At 73.3% G+C, this 19,457-nt stretch carries 21 protein-coding genes and 1 pseudogene; 10 read left to right on the forward strand and 12 right to left on the reverse strand.

Going from position 1 to position 19,457, the window contains the following annotated elements; genetic code table 11:
- Nucleotides 1-68 precede the first annotated feature (68 nt).
- On the forward strand, nt 69-2,165 hold the full coding sequence (locus tag Sdi02f_RS14470; protein WP_108933379.1) for a HelD family protein: 2,097 nt from the start codon (nt 69-71) through the stop codon (nt 2,163-2,165).
- Nucleotides 2,166-2,302: 137 nt separating this feature from the next.
- Here Sdi02f_RS14470 and Sdi02f_RS14475 read toward each other — a convergent pair whose 3' ends face one another.
- From Sdi02f_RS14475 to Sdi02f_RS14485, 3 genes are all read right to left on the reverse strand, one after another.
- Nucleotides 2,303-2,992, reverse strand: coding sequence for a copper homeostasis protein CutC (locus Sdi02f_RS14475; RefSeq protein WP_030399362.1), 690 nt, complete (start codon nt 2,990-2,992; stop codon nt 2,303-2,305).
- 84 nt (nt 2,993-3,076) lie between these two features.
- Nucleotides 3,077-3,760, reverse strand: a complete 684-nt coding sequence (locus Sdi02f_RS14480) for a maleylpyruvate isomerase family mycothiol-dependent enzyme (RefSeq protein WP_108933431.1) — start codon at nt 3,758-3,760, stop codon at nt 3,077-3,079.
- Between the two features lie 10 nt (nt 3,761-3,770).
- Nucleotides 3,771-4,421 carry a TetR/AcrR family transcriptional regulator gene (locus Sdi02f_RS14485; RefSeq protein WP_030399364.1) on the reverse strand — a complete coding sequence of 217 codons (651 nt, stop codon included), beginning with the start codon at nt 4,419-4,421 and terminating at the stop codon, nt 3,771-3,773.
- A gap of 101 nt (nt 4,422-4,522) precedes the next feature.
- Here Sdi02f_RS14485 and Sdi02f_RS14490 point away from each other — a divergent pair, with 101 nt between their 5' ends.
- Nucleotides 4,523-5,239 carry an HD domain-containing protein gene (locus tag Sdi02f_RS14490; protein ID WP_051783160.1) on the forward strand — a complete coding sequence of 239 codons (717 nt, stop codon included), beginning with the start codon at nt 4,523-4,525 and terminating at the stop codon, nt 5,237-5,239.
- Nucleotides 5,240-5,249: 10 nt separating this feature from the next.
- Complete coding sequence (locus Sdi02f_RS14495) at nt 5,250-6,317, forward strand: GNAT family N-acetyltransferase (RefSeq protein WP_107087379.1); 1,068 nt, start codon at nt 5,250-5,252, stop codon at nt 6,315-6,317.
- Here Sdi02f_RS14495 and Sdi02f_RS14500 read toward each other — a convergent pair.
- Nucleotides 6,299-6,601: a DUF4031 domain-containing protein gene (locus tag Sdi02f_RS14500; protein WP_108933380.1), complete on the reverse strand. Its 303-nt coding sequence runs from the start codon at nt 6,599-6,601 to the stop codon at nt 6,299-6,301. The genes Sdi02f_RS14495 and Sdi02f_RS14500 overlap by 19 nt on opposite strands.
- A gap of 10 nt (nt 6,602-6,611) precedes the next feature.
- Nucleotides 6,612-6,992, reverse strand: a complete 381-nt coding sequence (locus Sdi02f_RS14505) for a DUF8819 family protein (RefSeq protein ID WP_030399368.1) — start codon at nt 6,990-6,992, stop codon at nt 6,612-6,614.
- 55 nt (nt 6,993-7,047) lie between these two features.
- Here Sdi02f_RS14505 and Sdi02f_RS14510 point away from each other — a divergent pair, with 55 nt between their 5' ends.
- From Sdi02f_RS14510 to Sdi02f_RS14525, 4 genes are all read left to right on the forward strand, one after another.
- Entirely contained in the window at nt 7,048-8,010 is a 963-nt protein-coding gene (locus Sdi02f_RS14510; RefSeq protein ID WP_030399369.1) for a MurR/RpiR family transcriptional regulator, read from the forward strand.
- A 134-nt stretch (nt 8,011-8,144) separates the two neighbouring features.
- Nucleotides 8,145-9,080, forward strand: coding sequence for an N-acetylmuramic acid 6-phosphate etherase (gene murQ, locus Sdi02f_RS14515; protein ID WP_030399370.1), 936 nt, complete (start codon nt 8,145-8,147; stop codon nt 9,078-9,080).
- Between the two features lie 40 nt (nt 9,081-9,120).
- Nucleotides 9,121-9,690 (forward strand): hypothetical protein, encoded by a 570-nt coding sequence (locus Sdi02f_RS14520; protein WP_030399371.1) that lies wholly within the window; start codon nt 9,121-9,123, stop codon nt 9,688-9,690.
- An 85-nt stretch (nt 9,691-9,775) separates the two neighbouring features.
- Nucleotides 9,776-10,369 (forward strand): TetR/AcrR family transcriptional regulator, encoded by a 594-nt coding sequence (locus Sdi02f_RS14525; RefSeq protein ID WP_031186116.1) that lies wholly within the window; start codon nt 9,776-9,778, stop codon nt 10,367-10,369.
- 12 nt (nt 10,370-10,381) lie between these two features.
- Here Sdi02f_RS14525 and Sdi02f_RS14530 read toward each other — a convergent pair whose 3' ends face one another.
- On the reverse strand, nt 10,382-11,131 hold the full coding sequence (locus Sdi02f_RS14530) for an SDR family NAD(P)-dependent oxidoreductase (protein WP_108933381.1): 750 nt from the start codon (nt 11,129-11,131) through the stop codon (nt 10,382-10,384).
- 96 nt (nt 11,132-11,227) lie between these two features.
- On the opposite strand from Sdi02f_RS14530, the gene Sdi02f_RS14535 reads away from it, so the two are divergent.
- A complete protein-coding gene (locus Sdi02f_RS14535; RefSeq protein ID WP_108933382.1) occupies nt 11,228-11,836 on the forward strand; it encodes a TetR/AcrR family transcriptional regulator in 609 nt (202 codons plus the stop codon).
- Nucleotides 11,837-11,843: 7 nt separating this feature from the next.
- Here the strand turns inward: Sdi02f_RS14535 and Sdi02f_RS14540 are convergent, their stop codons facing one another.
- Nucleotides 11,844-12,233, reverse strand: coding sequence for a hypothetical protein (locus tag Sdi02f_RS14540; RefSeq protein WP_108933383.1), 390 nt, complete (start codon nt 12,231-12,233; stop codon nt 11,844-11,846).
- 118 nt (nt 12,234-12,351) lie between these two features.
- Between Sdi02f_RS14540 and Sdi02f_RS14545 the strand changes: the two are divergent.
- Both Sdi02f_RS14545 and Sdi02f_RS14550 read left to right on the forward strand, forming a co-directional pair.
- Nucleotides 12,352-13,194 (forward strand): annotated as a pseudogene (locus tag Sdi02f_RS14545) (helix-turn-helix domain-containing protein).
- Nucleotides 13,175-13,384 (forward strand): DUF397 domain-containing protein, encoded by a 210-nt coding sequence (locus tag Sdi02f_RS14550; protein WP_037800554.1) that lies wholly within the window; start codon nt 13,175-13,177, stop codon nt 13,382-13,384. The pseudogene Sdi02f_RS14545 and the gene Sdi02f_RS14550 overlap by 20 nt, the downstream one beginning before the upstream one ends.
- Here Sdi02f_RS14550 and Sdi02f_RS14555 read toward each other — a convergent pair.
- The 5 genes from Sdi02f_RS14555 to Sdi02f_RS14575 all read right to left on the reverse strand — a co-directional run bounded on the left by Sdi02f_RS14555 (nt 13,350) and on the right by Sdi02f_RS14575 (nt 19,396).
- Entirely contained in the window at nt 13,350-13,694 is a 345-nt protein-coding gene (locus Sdi02f_RS14555) for a hypothetical protein (protein WP_108933384.1), read from the reverse strand. The two genes, Sdi02f_RS14550 and Sdi02f_RS14555, sit on opposite strands and share 35 nt — an antisense overlap.
- Nucleotides 13,691-15,223 carry a carboxylesterase/lipase family protein gene (locus Sdi02f_RS14560; RefSeq protein ID WP_108933385.1) on the reverse strand — a complete coding sequence of 511 codons (1,533 nt, stop codon included), beginning with the start codon at nt 15,221-15,223 and terminating at the stop codon, nt 13,691-13,693. Before Sdi02f_RS14560 ends, Sdi02f_RS14555 begins: the two co-directional genes overlap by 4 nt.
- A gap of 33 nt (nt 15,224-15,256) precedes the next feature.
- Nucleotides 15,257-16,387 carry an NADH:flavin oxidoreductase gene (locus Sdi02f_RS14565; protein WP_108933386.1) on the reverse strand — a complete coding sequence of 377 codons (1,131 nt, stop codon included), beginning with the start codon at nt 16,385-16,387 and terminating at the stop codon, nt 15,257-15,259.
- Nucleotides 16,388-16,605: 218 nt separating this feature from the next.
- Nucleotides 16,606-19,005 carry a chaperonin GroEL gene (gene groEL, locus Sdi02f_RS14570; protein WP_159107650.1) on the reverse strand — a complete coding sequence of 800 codons (2,400 nt, stop codon included), beginning with the start codon at nt 19,003-19,005 and terminating at the stop codon, nt 16,606-16,608.
- Nucleotides 18,992-19,396, reverse strand: a complete 405-nt coding sequence (locus Sdi02f_RS14575; protein WP_108933388.1) for a hypothetical protein — start codon at nt 19,394-19,396, stop codon at nt 18,992-18,994. The genes groEL and Sdi02f_RS14575 overlap by 14 nt, the downstream gene beginning before the upstream one ends.
- Between the last annotated feature and the right edge of the window lie 61 nt (nt 19,397-19,457).

The raw sequence follows: 19,457 nt of genomic DNA on the forward strand, positions 1-19,457 counted from the left end.
GACGGAAACCGGTCGGCCCCGCGCGCGTCCCGCGCCCACCCCACCGCAGGTCATCCGGAGGCACCCCCTTGTCCACGCCCGTCCACGACGACCCCCTCTCCAGGGAACGCGCTCACCTCGCCGCGTCCCGTTCCGCGCTGCGCGCCATGCGCGAGGACATCGAGTCCCTCGACATCACCGACGTGACCGCGAACTGGGTCAACGCCGCCGTCCTGGAGAACCAGATCGAGCAGCGCATCAAGGCGCTCGCGGACCTCAGCGAGACCCCGCTGTTCTTCGGCCGGCTCGACTACCTGCACGCCCCGGGCGCCGAGCAGGCCGAGGGCGGCGAAGAATCAGAGGGGCGCGAAGCGCCTTCCTTGCAAGGGCGGCGGTGGGAGACGGGCGGGCGCTTCTACGTCGGGCGGCGGCACGTGCACGACGCGGACGGCGACCCGATGGTCGTCGACTGGCGGGCGCCGGTCTCCCAGCCGTTCTACCGGGCGTCCAGGAAGGACCCGCAGGACGTCTCGCTGCGCCGCCGCTTCGGCTACACCGGCGGGGACCTGACCGCGTACGAGGACGAGCACCTGCTCGACCCGGCCGAGGCGGCGACCACCAGCAGGCTGCTCCAGGAGGAGATCGAACGGCCCCGCGTCGGACCGATGCGGGACATCGTGGCGACGATCCAGCCCGAGCAGGACGAGATCGTGCGCGCCGGGCTGACCGGCTCGGTCTGCGTGCAGGGCGGTCCCGGCACCGGAAAGACCGCGGTCGGCCTGCACCGGGTCGCCTACCTCCTGTACGCGCACCGCGAGCGCCTGGCCCGCACCGGCACCCTGGTCATCGGCCCGAACCGGTCCTTCCTGCACTACATCGAGCAGGTCCTCCCGGCGCTCGGCGAGCTGACGGTCCGCCAGGCCACCGTGGACGACCTGGTCGCCCACGTCGAGGTGCGCGGCACGGACGAGGCGGCGACGGCGGTGGTCAAGGGCGACGCCCGGATGGCGGAGGTCCTGCGCCGGGCCCTGTACTCCCACGTCGCCCCGCCCACCGAGGGCGTGGTCGTGGTGCGCGGCTCGCGCCGCTGGCGGGTGCCGGTGTACGAGCTGGAGGAGATCGTCCGCGAGCTGCTCGCCCGGAACATCCGCTACGGCGCCGCCCGTGAGGCGCTGCCGCAGCGGATCGCGCACGCCGTGCTGGTGCAGATGGAACGGGCGGGCGAGGCGCCGGACGACCGGGTGCAGAACGCGGTGGCGCGCAACGCGGCCGTGAAGGCGCTGGTGAAGTCGGTCTGGCCGCAGGTCGACCCGGCCAAGCTGGTCCTGCGTCTCCTCGCCGACGCGGACTTCCTCGCCGAGCACGCCGACGGGATCCTCACCGAGGACGAGCAGAAGGCGGTGCTGTGGGCGAAGCCCGCCCGCTCGGTGAAGGCGGCGGCCTGGTCGCCCGCCGACGCCGTGCTGATCGACGAGGCGACCGACCTGATCGAGCGCACCCATTCCCTCGGGCACGTGGTCCTGGACGAGGCGCAGGACCTGTCCCCGATGCAGTACCGCGCGGTGGGCCGGCGCTGCACCACCGGCTCGGCGACCGTCCTGGGCGACCTGGCGCAGGGCACCACGCCGTGGGCGACCCGGAGCTGGGAGGAGGCGCTGGGGCACCTGGGCAAGGGCGAGGCGGTGATCGAGGAGCTGACGGCCGGTTTCCGCGTGCCGACGGACGTCATCGCGTACGCCTCCCGGCTGCTGCCGCACATCGCGCCGGGCCTGACGCCGGTGGCGTCGATCCGCGAGAACCCGGGCTTCTTCGACATCCGTACGGCGCCGGACGGGGCCGCCGACGTCGTGGCGGCCTGCCGTGAGCTGCTGGAGCGGGAGGGCTCGGTCGGCCTGATCGCCGCCGACGCGCGGGTGCCGGAGCTGGCGGCGGCCCTGGCGGCGGCCGGGATCGGCCACGTCGGCCCCGGCGAGGAGACCACCCGTGCCACCCGGCTGACCCTGGTCCCGGCCTCGCTGGCCAAGGGCCTGGAGTACGACTACGTGGTCCTGGACGAGCCGCGGGCCGTGGTCGACGGCGAGCCGGACGAACGGACGGGACTGCGGCGGCTGTACGTCTGCCTGACCCGCGCGGTGTCGGGGCTCGTCGTGACCCACGCGGCGGGGCTGCCGCCGCAGCTCGGCTGAACCGCGGGCGGTCGTACGGCGGGAGGGGACGACACGCGCCCGCGTCGGCGGGGTGCCCGCCCACCCGGGCCGCCCGGGGGCACCTCCCGGGCCGTTCAGGCACCGGGGGAGGGACGACTGCCCGCGGCCCGGGCGGCCTACTCCCCCAGTACCCGCCGCCACTGCGCGACCGCGTCCGCCGACACCGGGCCCGCCCATCCCGCGGGCCGTGCCGCTCCGCCGATGTGGAAGCCGTCGATCCCCGCGTCCAGCAGACCGGGCACGTGGTCGAGCCGCAGGCCGCCGCCCACCAGCAGGTGCTGCTCGTACCCCGGCTCCCCCCGCCGGCGCGCCTCCGCGAGCAGGACGTTCAGGCCCTCGTCCACGCCGCCGGCCGAGCCGGCCGTCAGGTACGTGTCGAGGCCCGGGAAGTCGGCGAGCTGCTTGCGCAGGGCGTCCCGGTCGGCGGAGCGGTCGATCGCGCGGTGGAAGGTCCACCGGCACCCGTCCAGCACCTTGGCGATCCCCTCCACCGCCCCGAGGTCCACGCCGCCGTCGGCGTCCAGGAACCCCAGGACGAACTGCGTGGCCCCGGCCTCCCGCAGCTCACCGGCGACGCGGGTCAGCCGCTCGACGTCACCGGCGGCGAACCCGTCCGCGAGCCGCAGCATCACCCGTAGGTCGATGTCCACGGCGGCCCGGATCGCGGCGACGGTCGCGGCCGACGGGGTGAGTCCGTCGGCCGCCATGTCGGTGACCAGTTCGAGGCGATCCGCGCCTCCGGCCTGGGCGGCGACCGCGTCCTCGACGTCGAGGGCGATCACCTCCAGGACTGCACGCTTGCTCATGGGACCCCATTCGTCGGCCTGCTACAGGTCTAGTCCAATCAAAGACTACGCCCCGACGGCAGACCGGGGTGCCCGCGTCGCCGCTCAGTCGCCGAAGATGTTCAGCTCCGCCGCCTCCACCCCGGCCAGCTCGTATCCCGCCGCCCCGTCCAGGGGGCGACCCGCGTAGAGCCGTACGAGGGTGGGGCCGTCGCCGATGTACCGGCCCGGCGTCCGCTCGCCGCTCGCCCCGCCCAGCTTCAGGGGCTCGTCCAGGTCGTCCACGTCGGCGTGGAGCGGCACGTGGCCGCGCGCCCGCGTGACCGCGCCGAGCAGCGCGAGCGCCTCCGGGAGCCCGCACCCCGCGTACGCCCCCGGCTCGCCGAAGGTCACCCGCAGATCACCGGCGTGCACCCACTCGCCCAGGGCGACGGCGTCCAGCACGCCGCCCGCGCGGGCGATCGCCGGGCCGGCCTCGGTCATGCCGCGTTCCAGTTCGTCGAGGATCCGGGCGTGGCTCCAGTCGGCGCGTTCGGCGATGTCGCGGTCGTTGCACTCGGGCGAGAAGACGCCCTTCTCGAAGCGGCTCTCCACCACCCGGACCAGCGCGCTGGAGCAGTGCGCCACCACGTCGCGCACGGTCCAGCCGGGACACGCGGCCACCGGCAGCGCGAAGTCGGCGTCCGGTCGGGAGCGCAGCAGGGGCACCAGTGCGTCGCGTTCGAGGGTCAGCAGCCGGCCGGGCAGTTCGGGGTCGCGTACGTCGCTCAGGTCTGCGGGAGTCGTCATGGACTCCACGTTAGGGGCCGAGCAGGTCCTTCAGTTCGGCCTCGAAGAGAAGGGCGGGATCGAATCCCATCCCGGTGAACTGTCCGGCGAGTTCCAGGGACAGCACGCCGTGCAGCCGGGACCAGAAGGACAGGGCGCGGTGCAGGACGGCCGAGTCGGCCGCCCGGTCGCCGGCCCACTGCCGGTGGGTGTCGAGGTGCGCGTCGAACGCGCCGCCGGCGCCGTCCGACGGCGGCAGTGCGGCGCAGGCGTCGACGATGACCGCCATGGTCTCGGCGGCGATCTCGGTGATGTCGTCCGGCGCGTGGTAGCCGGGGACGGGGGTGCCGTGGATGAGGAAGTAGCGCTGCGGGTCGTCCAGGGCCCAGGCGCGCAGGGCGTGCGCGAGCCCGGCCAGGCCGGCGCCCGCCCCGGCGGCCGTGCGGAAGGTGTCGGCCTGGCTGCGGTAGGCGTCCCGGATGAGTTCCGTGATCAGTTCGTCGCGCCCGTCGAAGTACCGGTAGAGCGCGGGCCCGCTCATGCCCATCCGCTTGGCGATCGCGTTGAGGGAGAGCGCGGAGGCGCCCGCCGTGGCGATCTGCTCCCAGGCGTGTTCCTTGATCTCCGCGCGCACCTGGGCGCGGTACCGCTCGCGCGGGGTGCTGGTGCGCGCCTTGGACATGGCCCGTCCGCCGCCTCTCCGGCTTCTGCCCGGCCCCACCGGCCGGGACGTTCACATGGCGGTGAGAAGCTATCACGAACATTATCTGGGACAATGCGCCCATGGCCGCCCTCACCGATCCCGCCGATTCCACCGGTCCCGCCGGTCCCGCCGGTCCCGCCGACCTCGATGCCCTGCGCGCCCGCTTCGCCCGTGCCCTGGAAGGGGCCCGTGGACCCGGGGGCGGCCCGGACCCGTCGCCGTACGCCGACAACCTGCTCGCCCGCTGGCAGGAACCCCAGCGGCGCTACCACACCCTGGCCCACCTGACCGCGGTCCTGGACCACGTCGACGTCCTGGCGGAGCACGCCGAGGACGCGGACGTCGTGCGCCTGGCCGCCTGGTTCCACGACGCGGTCTACCTGCCCGACCGGTCGGAGAACGAGGAGCGCTCGGCCCGGCTCGCCGAGCGCGCGCTGCCCGAGGCCGGGGTCGCGGCGGAGAAGACGGCCGAGGTGGCCCGGCTGGTCCGGCTCACCGTCACCCACGCCCCGGCCGGCGACGACCGCGACGGGCAGGTGCTGTGCGACGCGGACCTGGCGGTGCTCGCCGCGCCGCCGTCGGCGTACGCGGCGTACACGGCGGCCGTCCGCGCGGAGTACCACTTCGTCCCGAGCGACGCCTTCCGCCGGGGCCGGTCCGCGATCCTGCGCCAACTCCTCGGTCTGGACGCCCTGTTCCACACCCCGCACGGACGGCGGGAGTGGGAGGCGACCGCCCGCCGCAACCTGGCCGGTGAGCTGGAAATGCTGTCGCTCCCGGACACGCCGGAGGGCTAGCCTGCCCGGCATGCGAAGCATGGGCGGGGAACGGGTGGAGGAGGCCGTCGCGGGCGCCGTGGCGCTGCTGCGGACGGCGACGGACCGGGACTGGCGCGCGACGCGGGCCGGACGGCTGGAGTGGGACTGCCGGTACACGGCGGAGCACATCGCGAGCGATCTCATCGCCTACGCCGGTCAGTTGGCCGGACGCGCCACCGAGGCGTACGTGCCCTTCGAGATCACCCTCGACGAGGGCACCGGCAACGAGGACGTGCTCCAGGTGATCGAGACGACCGGTGCGCTGCTCGCCGCCGCCGTCCGCACCACCCCGCCCGAGGTGCGGGCCTTCCACCCGTACCCCTTCCGCAGCGCGGACCGCGAGGGCTTCGCCGCGATGGGGATCACCGAGGTGTTCCTGCACACCCACGACATCGCCGAGGGCCTCGGGCTGGCCTACGCACCGCCCGCCGAGGCGTGCGCGGACCTCCTCGCCCGGATCTTCCCGCACGTCCAGCCGGGTACCGACCCCTGGCGCACCCTGCTGTGGGCCACCGGCCGGGGCGACCTGCCCGGACGCGCTCCGGTCACCGAGTGGCGCTGGCGCAACAACCTGGTGATCCCGGCCGGACGGCTCACCCTCCAGGGCGTCACCCCCGCCGCCGCCACCGACCTCGCCGCGGGCGGCGACGGCGGCTTCACGTGGGTCGGCAGCGGCCCCTTCCAGGGCACCCGGGACGCCGCCGGGATGCTGCTGAAGGCGTACGAGGCGGGTACGCACCGGCCGGAGTGGGGCGTCTTCGTGCTCGTGCGCAAGGAGGACGGCCGGGCGGTCGGCGCCATGGGCTTCCACGGCCCGCCGGACGAGGACGGCCGGGCCGAGATCGGCTACGACCTCGCCGAGGACGGCCGCGGCCGGGGGTACGCCACGGAGGCGTTGCGCGCGCTGTCGGCATGGCCGCCGGCGCGGCAGGACGGCACCACGCTCCTGGCGAAGATCGACCGGACGAACATACGCTCGCAGGCCGTCGTCACCCGGGCCGGCTACCGCCTGGCCGCCGAGGACGGGGAACTGCTCACCTACGAGCTGCGCGACTGAAGACCGGGCCCGGCGCCGGTGCCGGTGGAGCCCTTGCGCCGGCGCAGTCCCGCCGCGTGCAGCAGGCGCACCACCTCGCGGCTGCTGACCTCCCGCGCGCCGGCGGACACCGCGTCGGCGTACCGCTGGGCGGGCAGGTCGTAGTGGTCGCGCTCGAAGGCGCGGCGCGGCACGCCCAGGGCCGCGGCGAAGGCGTGCAGTTCGGCGTAGGAGACGTCGCTGACCAGGTGCGACCACAGGCGGCCGTGGCCCGGCCAGGACGGCGGGTCGATGTAGACGGTCACCGGAGCGCCCTCACGAGGCGGTGCCGCCGGTGGCCGCGCCCAGCGAGCCGACCGCCGCGACCTTCACCCCGGCCTTGCCGCACACCCAGTGCGGGTCGGGACCCAGCTCGGGCTCGACGTCCAGCGCGTGCGGGTCGCCGGAGCCGCACACCGGGCACAGCGGCCAGCGGCCGTACCGCTCCAGCAGGGCGTCCTGCACGTCCTGCGCCACCAGCCCCGCCACGAACTCCGCGCCCTCGGGCCACTGCTCGACCCACCAGCGCCGCTGGACGACGGACTCCTCGACCAGCGAGACGACGTCCGGCTCGGCGACCTCGCCCGCCACCAGGTCGGCGAGCACGAGGGCGCGTGCGGCATGCAACGCCTGCTCCAGGGGGCTGATGGGGTTCATACACCCATTGTGCGCACTCTTGACCCGCGGACCGAACCGAAAATATCTTTCATGAGTGACCGATGAAGTGAAGGAAACTTTCGCCCCCCTCGCCGGGGGCCGCCGCGCCACCGGCGGTGGCGGCGCGCCGCCCGCACCCGCCGCCCTCGCGGCCAAGGTCCGCACCCTGGCGCCGTCGATGACGCGGTCCATGCAGCGGGTCGCCGAGGCGGTCGCGGGCGACCCGGCCGGCTGCGCGGCCCTCACGGTCACCGGCCTGGCCGAGCTGACCGGCACCAGCGAGGCGACCGTCGTCCGCACCGCCCGGCTGCTCGGCTACCCCGGCTACCGCGACCTGCGCCTCGCGCTCGCCGGGCTCGCCGCCCAGCAGCAGTCCGGCCGCGCTCCCGCCATCACCACCGACATCGCGGTCGACGACCCGATCGCCGACGTGGTCGCCAAGCTGGCCTACGACGAGCAGCAGACCCTCGCGGACACCGCCGCCGGTCTCGACACCGTCCAGCTCGGCGCGGCCGTCGCCGCATTGGCCGCCGCCCGGCGCACCGACGTGTACGGCATCGGGGCCTCCGGCCTGGTCGCCCAGGACCTCACCCAGAAGATGCTGCGCATAGGGCTCATAGCCCACGCCCCGGGCGACACGCACCTCGCCGTCACCAACGCGGTGCAGCTGCGCGCCGGGGACGTGGCCCTGGCGATCACCCACTCCGGCTCGACGGGCGACGTGATCGAACCGCTGCGGGTCGCCTTCGAACGCGGCGCGACGACCGTCGCGATCACCGGACGCCCCGACGGACCCGTCACCCAGTACGCCGACCACGTACTGACCACGTCCACCGCGCGGGAGAGCGAGCTGCGCCCGGCGGCGATGTCGTCGCGGACCAGCCAGCTGCTGGTGGTGGACTGCCTGTTCGTGGGGGTGGCGCAGCGGATCTACGAATCGGCCGCACCGGCTCTGGCGGCGTCCTACGAGGCGCTGGCGCATCGGCACGGGGCGCTCCGCGGGGACCGCGGCAGGTGATCGCCGTGCGCGACCGCGGGTTCGTCGCGGCCGGTCGCGCCCACGCGGCGGAGCCGCACATCGATACAGCCCCGCGCCCCCTGGAGCCTCGCACCACCCGGCATCCACACGTCACCGGAAAGAGCCATACCCCCATGACCTCCACCCCCCATCACCCCGACCTGCGTTCCCAGTTGGAGACGTTGACCACCGAGGCGTTCCGGCCCGAGCTGGCCGAGATCGACCGGATGCCCACGCTCGACATCGCGCGGCTGATGAACGGCGAGGACACCGCCGTGCCCGCCGCCGTCGCCGAGCGGCTGCCCGAGATCGCCGCCGCCGTCGACGCCGTGGCCGCCCGGATGGCACGCGGCGGGCGGCTGGTCTACGCGGGCGCCGGTACGGCCGGCCGGCTCGGCGTGCTGGACGCCTCGGAGTGCCCGCCCACCTTCAACACCGCCCCGGGACAGGTCGTCGGCCTGATCGCGGGCGGCCCGGACGCCATGGTCACGTCCGTCGAGGGCGCCGAGGACTCCCCGGAGCTGGCCCGCGCCGACCTGGACGCCCTCGCGCTGACCGCCGACGACACGGTGGTCGGCGTCTCCGCCTCCGGGCGCACGCCGTACGCGGTCGGCGCCGTCGAGTACGCCCGCTCGCTCGGCGCCCTGACCGTGGGCCTCGCCTGCAACCGGGGCAGCGCGCTCGCCGCCGCCGCCGAGCACGGCATCGAGGTGGTCACCGGGCCCGAGCTGCTCACCGGGTCCACCCGGCTGAAGGCGGGCACGGCGCAGAAGCTGGTTCTGAACATGCTGTCGACGATCACCATGATCCGGCTCGGCAAGACGTACGGGAACCTGATGGTCGACGTCCGCGCCTCCAACGAGAAGCTGCGCGCCCGCTCGCGCCGCATCGTCGCGCTCGCCACCGGCGCCGCCGACGACGACGTCGAGCGCGCCCTGACGGCGACCGGCGGCGAGGTCAAGGACGCGATCCTGGTCCTGCTGGCCGACGTGGACGGGCCGACGGCCGCGCGTCTGCTCCGGGAGTCCGACGGGCACCTGCGGACGGCCCTGGCGACGGCGCACGGCTGACCGTCCCGGGCCGTCGGCGCGGTGTGCGATTCTGAGGACCATGAACCACGCCCAGCTGACCGCCCTGGGCCGCGCCCTGCGCCTCCTCGGTGAGCACGGCGAGGCCCTGACCGCCGACACGCCCGAGGCCAAGCTGCACGAGGTCCGCGCGGACCTGAAGCGCGCGCTGGACCACCTGGAGGAGAGCGTCACGACGGCGGCCCCCAGCACCCGCTGCCCCGAGCACCCGAACGGCCCGGTCGACCAGGCCGCCCCCGACCTGTGCCTGCTGTGCGAGACCCGCCGCCGCACGGCCCGCCGTGCCGAGTACGGCGGCGGCCCGGTGCCGCCCCGGCCCGCCGAACCGGTCCCGTCCCGGTACGGCGTCCGGGGCGACCGGCCGCAGCCCCAGCAGCGCTGGCTGCCCGAGCTGTGGAACGGCCAGGCGTGGCAGCTGTGCGGCACCCCGCGCCGCGACCGCCGCGAGGCCGAACTGTACGTCGCGGCCCAACTGCGCGGCCCGCACGCCGCGATGGCGTACCGGATCGTCCACGAGTTCACCGACTACGAGGTCCTGCGGGTGTGGGGCACGCCGGTACGGGTGGACATCGAACCGATGGGCGGGCTCTGAGCCGCCGCCACGACACTCCGACCGTAGTACTCTGGGCGCAGTGGTCTGATGCCAGTGGCCTGAGGAAGCTGTCGGGAGCCGGAACATGGTGAGACGGAACGACCAGCGCCGCGCCGCCCTCGTCGACGCCGCGATCGAGGTGCTGGCCGCGCAGGGGGCCCGGGGGCTGACCTTCCGGGCGGTGGACACGGAGGCCGCCGTGCCGGCGGGCACCGCGTCCAACTACTTCGCCAACCGCGACGACCTGCTCACCCAGGCGGGCGCCCGCGTCTACGAGCGGCTGCGCCCCGACGAGGCCACCCTCGCCCGGCAGCGCGTCGCCGGCCGCGACCGGGACACCTACGTGCAGCTGATGCGTGAACTGGTCGAGCGCATCACCTCGTTCCGCACCGGGTACCTCGCCCTGCTGGAACTGCGCCTGGAGGCCACCCGGCGCCCCGGCCTGCGCGCGGTGCTGACCGCACGCATCCGCGAGGACGTCGCCGCCAACGTGGCCTACCACGAGGCCTCCGGCCTCCCCGGCGACGCGATGGCCGTCAAGCTGCTCTACCTGGCCCTCAACTGGCTGGTCGTCGAACAGCTCACCCTGCCGGACGTGTTCACCCCGGCCGAGCGCGACGAGCTGGTGGCGGCGGCGGTCGAGCGGATCGTGGCGCCGGACGGACCGGACCGGGGCTGACCCTCCGCCGGGTCAGATCTGGTTCTCGCCGCCGTCGACGTACCAGTTGGCGCCGAGGACGAAGCTGCTCTGGTCCGAGGCGAGGAAGGCCACCACCGCGGCGACCTCCTCGGGGCGCCCCATCCGCCCCACCGCCGTGTCCCCGGCGAGCTTGTCCCGTGCCGAGGACGCGTCCTGCCCGGCGAAGAGGTTGGTGATCCCGGGGGTGTCGACCGGGCCCGGGGAGATCGCGTTGACCCGGACGCCGCGGCCCTTGAGTTCGTTGGCCCAGCCCCGCGCGAAGGTCCGGACGGCGGCCTTGGAGGCGGCGTACAGGCTGAACGCCTCCGCGCCGTTGTCCGCGGCGGTGGAGGCGTTGAGGATCACCGAGGCGCCGTCGTTGAGCAGCGGCAGCGCCTTCTGGACGGTGAAGAGCGTGCCCCGCACATTGACGCCGAAGATCTCGTCGAACCGCTCCTCGGTGATCTCCTCCAGCGGCACGAGCGAGGCGGTCGCCGCGTTGGCGAAGACCACGTCGAGCCCCCGGCCGCGGGCGCGGACCGCTTCGTAGAGCCGGTCCAGGTCGGCCGGGTCCGAGACGTCGCCGGCCACCGCCGTGACCCGCTCCGCGCCGATGATCTCCACGGCCGCGTCCAGCGCGGACGCGCGCCGCCCGGTGATGAACACGTGCGCCCCCTCGTCCGCCAGCCGCACGGCACTGGCCAGACCGATTCCCGTGCCGCCGCCGGTGACGACGGCCGTCTTGCCTTCGAGCTGTCCCATGGTGAATGACCTCCGATGACATTCAGTACCGATCGATACTGAAAGCGACCGTAGCACATCCGTACCGATCGATACGTAAGCCGTAGACTGAGGACCATGGAGACGCGACGGAAGGGATCGATCGGCCGGCCGAGGGGCTTCGACGCCGACGAGGCCCTGGAGAAGGCCATGCGGGTCTTCTGGGAGCAGGGCTATGAGGGCGCCAGCCTCACCGACCTCACCAGCGCCATGGGCATCACCCGCACCAGCATGTACGCGGCCTTCGGCAACAAGGAGGACCTGTTCCGCAAGGCGCTCGAACGCTACGAGGAAGGCCCCGCCTCCTACGTCGCCCGCGCCGTGCGCAAGCCCACCGCCCGCGAAGTGGCCACCGCGTTCCTGAGCGGCGCCGTGGAGGTCAGCACCCGCCCCGACTGCCCGGCCGGGTGCCTGGGCGTCCAGGGCTCCCTCGCCTCCGGCGAGACGGGACGCTCCGCCCGGGACCTGCTCGCGGGCTGGCGCGAGGGGGGCGTCGCCCAGCTCCGCGACCGGTTCCGGCAGGCCGTGGACGACGGCGACCTGCCGCCCGGCACCGACCCGCTGCACGTCGCCCGTTACCTGATGACGTTCGCCAACGGCATCTCCGTGCAGGCCACCGGGGGCGCCGCCCGGGAGGAACTCCAGCGGGTGGCCGACGCGGCCCTGCGCAACTGGCCACCCGCCTGACCCGCTCCTAGGGCCGCACGCTCTCGTGGTTCGTCCTGCGCAGCCGCGCCTTCAGCACCTCCTCGGGCCGCGCCACGGTCACCGACGCCCGCGGGCAGTCCCACTCCCGGCCCCCGGCGACCGGCCGCATCTGCACCCTGCCGCCCACGTGCCCCATCACCTCCCCCACCCGCCCGTCCCTCGCGTCCACGGCATGCGTGCCGACGGCCGGACGCTCGCCCCGCACCACCGACGCCAGCCGCTCCGCGACCCGTACGTTGCACCGCCCCAGGTCGACCAGGGCGAACGGCTCGCCACTCGCGCCGGTCACCGGATCGACGCACAGGGACGGCAGTACGACACCGGCGCCCACGAGGGCCTGGCGCAGGGATTCGACGACTTCCTCGGTCGACCGCACCCTTCCTCACCTCCACGCTGAGTTCGTGATTCGCGACACAGCGTGTCCGTTCCGCCCCTAACCTGGCCATACAGGGCGCTCCAACAACCCCTGCTGTGCGACCGGGAGTTCCGTCACCATGCCAGGACCGAAAGACCTCGACCCGTCCTCGTCCCCCCGCACCCTCCTCGGCGCCGAGCTGCGCCACGCCCGCGAGAAGTCCGGCCTGAGCCAGGAGGAGTTGGGCGCGCGCCTGTTCGTCAGCGGTTCGTTCATCGGACAGCTGGAGTCCGGCACGCGCCGAATACAGCCGGAGTACGCACGGCTACTGGACGACGTCCTGGGCACGGAGGATTTCTTCCGGCGCAACTGCGGGGTTTCCGCCAAGTCCAGCTACCCGACCCACTTCGCCGAGGCAGTGGAAGCCGAGTCCCGTGCTGTCTCGATCAAGCAGTACACACCCACGCTGATCCCCGGACTGCTGTAAACGCCGGGCTACACACAGGCGCTGTTCCGCGCTTACGAGCCGACGGCGCCGAGAGAGAAGGTCGACGAATCAGTAGCAGATCGCATCGCACGCGGTCGGCTCCTCGACCATCCAGCAACCCCCATGTTGTGGACGGTGCTCGACGAAGCCGCCCTGCGGCGCAAGGTGAGCAGCCCACAGGTCATGGCAGAGGCCCTGTGCCACATTGCCGCCCTCGTCCGCCGCCACCGGATCATCATGCAGGTCCTGCCATTCAGCGCCGGCGAGGTCGGGGCCCTGGTGAGCGGCATCAAGCTCATGTACTTCTCCGATTCCGCTCCCTTCGCCTACGTCGAGGGCGTCGGCATGGGACACCTGACAGACGGTCCCCCGACCGTGACTCGGCATAAGTTGACGTTCGACCTAGTCAGGGCTGGCGCTCTCTCCCCCCGGGAGTCCTTGGTACTGATCGAGTCGGTGGCGCAGGATTACGAGCATGGAGAACCACACCCGTAAATGGCACAGCTCCAGCTACAGCGGAGGCGACGGCGCCGACTGCGTCGAAATAGCGACGGGTCACCCGACCGCTGTCCCAGTCCGCGACTCCAAGGATCCCCACGGCCCGGAACTTTCCTTCCGGGCCGATGCCTGGACCGCGTTCATCGAGAGCCTCAGCCGCGGCGCTTCCGGGCGAGGTGGGCGGTGACCACGGTCAGCCCCGCCACGCCGTACGCCAGCCACAGGCCGCCGGTCCAGTAGTCCCGCCCCGCGTCCGCGTCCTGCGCCTTCCGCTGCTGCTCGTACGTCCGCGTGCCCGCCGAGCGGCCGTCGGCGAAGTCGTACAGGTCGCACGTCTCCCCCGGCTTCATGGGCCCGGAGCGCTCCTGGTCTCCGTACTCCTCGATGATGCCGTCGCACTGCGGGGTGCCGTCGGTGGTCGCCGCCTGGGTGAGGAAGTACCCGCCGACGACGACCGGCACGACGAACAGGCCGAGCAGGAGACCCCGGAAGCTCACGCCTCGAGTCCCGCCAGCGGCAGCGGCGTGAACTCGTACCCCTCCCACAGGCGCCGGGAGGTCTCCTCCGGGTACGGCGCGACGGTCGGCTCGGCGTCGAAGACCCGCACGAGACGCTGCTGCGTGTCGTACGCGGGCCAGCCCGGGTCGCCGGTGCGGGCAAAGGCCGTCCAGGCGGCGCGGAAGCGGGACGACAGGGCCAGCGCCTCCTCGGACGGCTCCGCGCCGCCGAACTGGAGCAGCGCGAGGCTCTCCTGGAAGGTGCCGAAGAGGAGCGGGATGTCCAGGGCGTGGCAGGCGCCCAGGGCGCCGTCGAAGGCGGGGGCGGGCCAGGTGAGTTCGTAGAAGTACGCCCGGCCACCGCCCGCGAGGTGGGCCTCGGCCAGGTGCAGGGACGGCATGGCGAAGAGCCAGTCGGTCTGGACGCGTTCGTAGAGATCATTGGCCGAGTCCCCGGGGAACGCGGCGCGGTAGGCGGCCTCGCCCCCCGGGGCGTACAGGCGCAAGGCGGCGGTCGCGCGGTCCTCGCCGATCTGGCCGAGCTTGCCCGACATCGCGGTGAACAGCCGGTTCTCGTCGCGGTTGTGACCGACGATCAGGTCGACGTCGCGAGCGGCGCGGGAGGCCAGCGCCTGCCAGGGCGTGACCGGCAGGAACTCGCCGTCCACGACGGGCGCGTACGGGGTGATCGTGGGCGCCGCCTGCCCCCAGCGGGCGACGTTGCCGGGCATCTTCGGGGCGAGGGCCTGGCCCGCCTTGACGAGCTGGTCCGGAGTGACCTCCGCGAGGTCTTCGACGGTCGGGCGCAGGCCCAGCTCGGCGGCGAGGGCGGTACCGATATCGGCGGCGAGTTCCGGGGAGAAGAACGTGCCCGGCACGCTCTGGGCGACGGCTCGCCGGAAGAGTCCGGCCGCGCGGGGCATCGCCAGCAGCGAGGCCACGGAACCGGCGCCGGCCGACTCACCGAAGACCGTGACCTGCCCGGGGTCGCCGCCGAACGCGGCGATGTTCTCCTGCACCCAGGCCAGCGCCGCGATCTGGTCGAGCAGGCCCCGGTTGGCGGGGGCGCCCTCGATGTGGGCGAAACCCTCCATGCCGATGCGGTAGTTGAGGGTGACGACGACGAGGTCGCCGTCGGCGGCGATGCGGCGGGCGTCGTAGGCGGGGTTGCCGGAGTGGCCCATCTTGTAGGCGCCGCCGTAGATCCAGACCATGACCGGGCGGTGGGCGGCCGGGTCGGGCGCGGGGGTCCAGACGTTGACCGTCAGCCAGTCGTCGCCCTCGGGGACGGCCGGGGGATCGGGGACGCCGAGGTCCTGCGGGGGCGGCGGGCCGAAGGCGTACGCGTCGCGTATGCCGTCCCAGGGGCGGGGGCGGCGCGGGGCGGCGAAGCGGGCGTCCCCCACCGGGGGCTGGGCGAAGGGGATGCCGCGGAAGACGGTCAGGCCGTCCTCGGTTCGGCCGCGCACCGCGCCGGAGGAGGTGCGCACCACGGGTTCCGCTGACTCGGCAGGTCCAGGGATCGTCATCCTCCGGACCCTACGCGGTGGTGCGCACCGCGGTCAGCTGAGGGTCTTCAGCGATGCCGCGTCGTACGGGGCGAGTTCGTCGAAGCGGCCGCCGAGGACCTTGTCGGCCCACCGCGGGTCGTGGAGCAGCGCGCGGCCGACGGCGACGAGGTCGAACTCGTCGCGCTCCAGGCGGTCGAGGAGGTTGTCGAGGCCGCGGACGGGGGCGCCCTCGCCCTGGAAGGCCTTGGTGAAGTCGCCGTCGAGGCCGACCGAGCCGACCGTGATGGCGGTCTTGCCGGTGAGCTTCTTGGTCCAGCCGGCGAGGTTGAGGTCCGAGTCCTCGAACTCGGGCAGCCAGTAGCGGCGGGTGGAGGCGTGGAAGGCGTCGACACCGGCCGCGGCAAGCGGGGTGAGGATGGCCTCCAGCTCCTCGGGGGTCTCGGCGAGGCGGGCGTCGTACGCCTCCTGCTTCCACTGGGAGTAGCGGAAGATCACCGGGAAGTCGGCGGAGACGGTCTCCCGTACGGCGGCCACGATCTCGGCGGCGAACTTCGTCCGGGCGACCGGGTCGCCGCCGTAGGCGTCGGTGCGGCGGTTGGTGCCGGACCACAGGAACTGGTCGACGAGGTAGCCGTGGGCGCCGTGGATCTCCACGCCGTCGAAGCCGATGCGCTCGGCGGCCGCGGCGGCCTCGGCGAAGGCGCCGACGACGTCGTCCAGGTCGCGCTGGGTCATGGCCTTCCCGGTGGGCTCGTCCTCGCCGATGCGCAGGCCGGACGGGCCGACGGCGGGGGCGTCCGGGAAGGGCTGGTCCCCGGCCTTGCGGACCATGCCGATGTGCCACAGCTGCGGCACGATCGTGCCGCCGCCCGCGTGCACCGCCTCGGCAACCTTCGCCCATCCGGCGAGCTGCTCCGCGCCGTGGAAGCGCGGGACGCGGTCGCTCTGCCCTGCCGAGTCGTGGCCGACGTAGGTGCCCTCGGTGACGATCAGTCCCACTCCGGCGGCGGCGCGGCGGGCGTAGTAGGAGACCACGTCCTCGCCGGGGACGCCGCCCGGGGAGAACATCCGGGTCATCGGCGCCATCGCGATGCGGTTTGGCACAGTGAGGCCGTTGATGGTGGCCGGGCGGGCGAGGAGTTGGGCGGCGCGGGTGGCGGCCTCGGCGGGGGTGACGGTCACGTGGGGGCTCCTGAGGTGGGTACCGGTCAGTATGTGCATGCGCATGCAGACACCGGCAACAACCGAGCGGCTCCCCCGCGCATTCCGGCCGTGCACCGCCCATGACCCGCCTCACAGCTGGACTACCGGCGCTCTGACCCGCATACCTCCTCCGGGTTGGGCGGGTGTGGGGCCTTGGTGCCAGCTACCCGGCCGAGGTCCCGCCGGTGCTCGGAGCGCTAGATGACGGACAGGTACTCGTCGATGGAACGGGCGACTTCCCGCAGGACCGTGCGGGGGACGGTCACCGGGTCCCAGATCCCCGCCGTCGACGCCTCGGCGCAGGTGCCTGACGCCGCGTCGTAGGTACGCTCCGGCCAGGCCGCCTGGACGGTGGCGACCACGGCCGCGGCGTCCGGGGCCCCACTGCTGTCGGCCAGGACCCGCAAGGGCTCTACGAGTCCGTGGGCCAGAGCGTGGTCCAGGGCATCGGCGGCCGCGCCCGCCGCACCCGTGCCGGGACCGGAGTCGTCCTGCGTGGCGAGATGGCCGCCGACGGCAGCGAGCGCGGCAGCCGCGCCCGGTACGACGCCCTCCGTTACCGCGGCCTTGGCCAGCCGGGTCGCGAGGCGCAAGGTGTCCGCCTGCTGCTCGCGTTCGGCTTGGGTGGGAGCCCCCGCGCGGACGATCGCCACCCCGCCGGCGAGTCGGGCCAACCTCTCGCGGAGCCGGTCCCGGGCGTCCTCGGCGTCGCTGTTCTCGATCTGGGTCCGAATCTGACCGACGCGGCTGACCACCTGTTCGCTGGAGCCGGCCCCGCCGATGACCGTCGTACCTTCCTTGGTCACGACCACTCGGCGAGCACGGCCGAGCAGGTCCAGCCCGGTCCTCTCCAGCGTGAGACCGACCCTCTCGGTGATCACCTCCCCTCCTGTGACAACGGCGAGGTCGCCCAGCAGGGCGAGGCTGCCCCGCGGTCCGCGGTGGGGGCCCTGGACGGCGACAGAGGTGAAGGCGCCCTTCGTGTTGTTGACGACCAGCATCGACAGCACCTCGGCCTCGACATCCCCGGCCACCACCAGCAGGGGGGCACCGGTGGCCTTCACCTTCTGCACCAGGGGGAGGAGAGAGCCGACCGATGAGATGGCCTGCTCGTGCAGGAGGACGTAGGGCTTCTCCAGGACCGCGGTGCCCGCCTCCTCGTCGGTGATGAAGTAGGGGGAGAGGCAGTCGCCCCGGAAGGCCATGCCCTCGACGATCTCCACTTCCATACCGAAGGACTGGGACTCCTCGACGACGAGGACGCCCTCCCGGCCCACCTTGTCCAGGGCCTCGGCGATCGCACGGCCCATCCGCGACGCCTGCAGCGTGGTCACGACGATCTGGGTGATCTCCTCCTTGGTCTCCACCCGACGCCCCTCGCCCAGGAGCGTCTCCGCGCGCCGGAGGGTGCCGGGGAGGGCGCGCGCCAGGAGAATCGGGCTCGTGCCGGCGTCCACGGCGCGCTGCAGGTGCCGTAGTGACGCGTGCAGCACGAGGGCGGCGGTGGCCGCGCCGTCACCGGCCTGCCGCCGCATCCTGTGCACCAGGTCGCGCACCAGTCCTGCACCTACGGCGGCCCGGCCGGGAGGTGTCACCACTTCCCGCGCGATCACGACCGTGTCGGTGAACGGTTCCACCGAACCGTCTCCGCGGCTGACCATCGCCGGGCGTGGGCGCGGTCCGACAGTGCGTTCCAGGAGATGTGCCACCGGGGCCAGGCCGGCGAGCACCTCGGCGGCGGGCCCGCCGACCGGAACCGCGATGCCCGCCGGCACCGCGCGAGCCGCGTGGCCTTGGGAGCGGCCGTCGGGTCTTGCCGGTGACGGCGCGGACGGCCATTCACCGCCTTGTCCGCGCCGTGCGACGACAAGGCTGCCCACGCCGTCCAGAATCCACAGCTTCGGTGTCTGCCGTGCATGGGCGCGGCGCATCTCCTGGCTGACGTACCGGAAGAGGTCCAGCACGGAGACCCGGCCGTCACCGTCCGCATCGGCCACCCCCTTCCGCAGCCCCTCGACGAGCGCGGAGGTGAACACGGACAGCGGCCCGCCGCCGCCCGTCCCTTCCGGGACCAGTTCGAACGCCAGCTGCGTCTCGTCGGTCGCGCTGATCACCACGGTGCCACTGCCGTCGAACGGGCCACCGAGGTCGATGCTCGTGCTGTCGCCCTTCGCGCCCAGCCGGAAGGCGCCGCTGAAACAGCAGTCGAGCAGGAGGACCTTCCGCTCGGACCGGCATCGCTGGAGCTGCCTGCTGACGAAGTCGGCGGGGACCGCGTAGGACTCCAGGAGGTCCGGCTCCTTCAGGGTGTCCGTACCGGCGAAGTACAGCGACTCGTCGTAGTCCTTGATGCCGTGGCAGGAGAAATAGACGAGCAGTTCGTCGTCACGTTGCGCCTCGGTGAAGAACCGCTGCAGCGCCCGCTGGATCGAGTAGGCCGGTTGGTCGAGGACCTGGGTCACCTCGTAGCCGCCGATCACCGGGTCACGAAGGACACGGGCCAGTTCCCCGGCGTCCCGCAGGGGCGCCTCCAGCGGATTCCACCGGGAGTCCTCGTACCGCCCGGTGGCGATCAGGAGGGCCCTACGACGGCTCATCGGACGCATCCCGTTCCGCTGTCCCTGCCGTCCTCTCCAGGAAGACGTCGATCAGTTGCTGCTGCTGCCCCGCGGACAGCCCGGTCAGCTCCAGGCTGTCCTCGCCGAGCACCAGACTGGCACTGCGTCCCGCCGCCCGCTCCGACCACGCCTGCACGGTGGCCACCACCGCGCCGATGACGGCGGGGACGAGCGTGACGATCAGGGTCCCGATCGCCACCAGGTCGCCCGCTTTGCTGCCCGGCGGCGCGCTTCCGGCCCGGGCGGGTACCACCTGCTCGACCCGTTGCCGCAGCAGCATCTCCCGCAACTGCCTCGAAGCCTCGACACGTTCCTTCTCGTCGGCGCCGGCCCCCGCGTGCGCGACGATGCGGATGTGCGCAGTGTTCATATACAACATCCTGGCAGAAGACAGGTGTTGAGCGGTTCTGTTTGTTGGTGGTGCGCACACG

The sequence above is a fragment of the Streptomyces ardesiacus genome, assembly GCF_003112575.1.
GTDB lineage: Bacteria > Actinomycetota > Actinomycetes > Streptomycetales > Streptomycetaceae > Streptomyces > Streptomyces ardesiacus.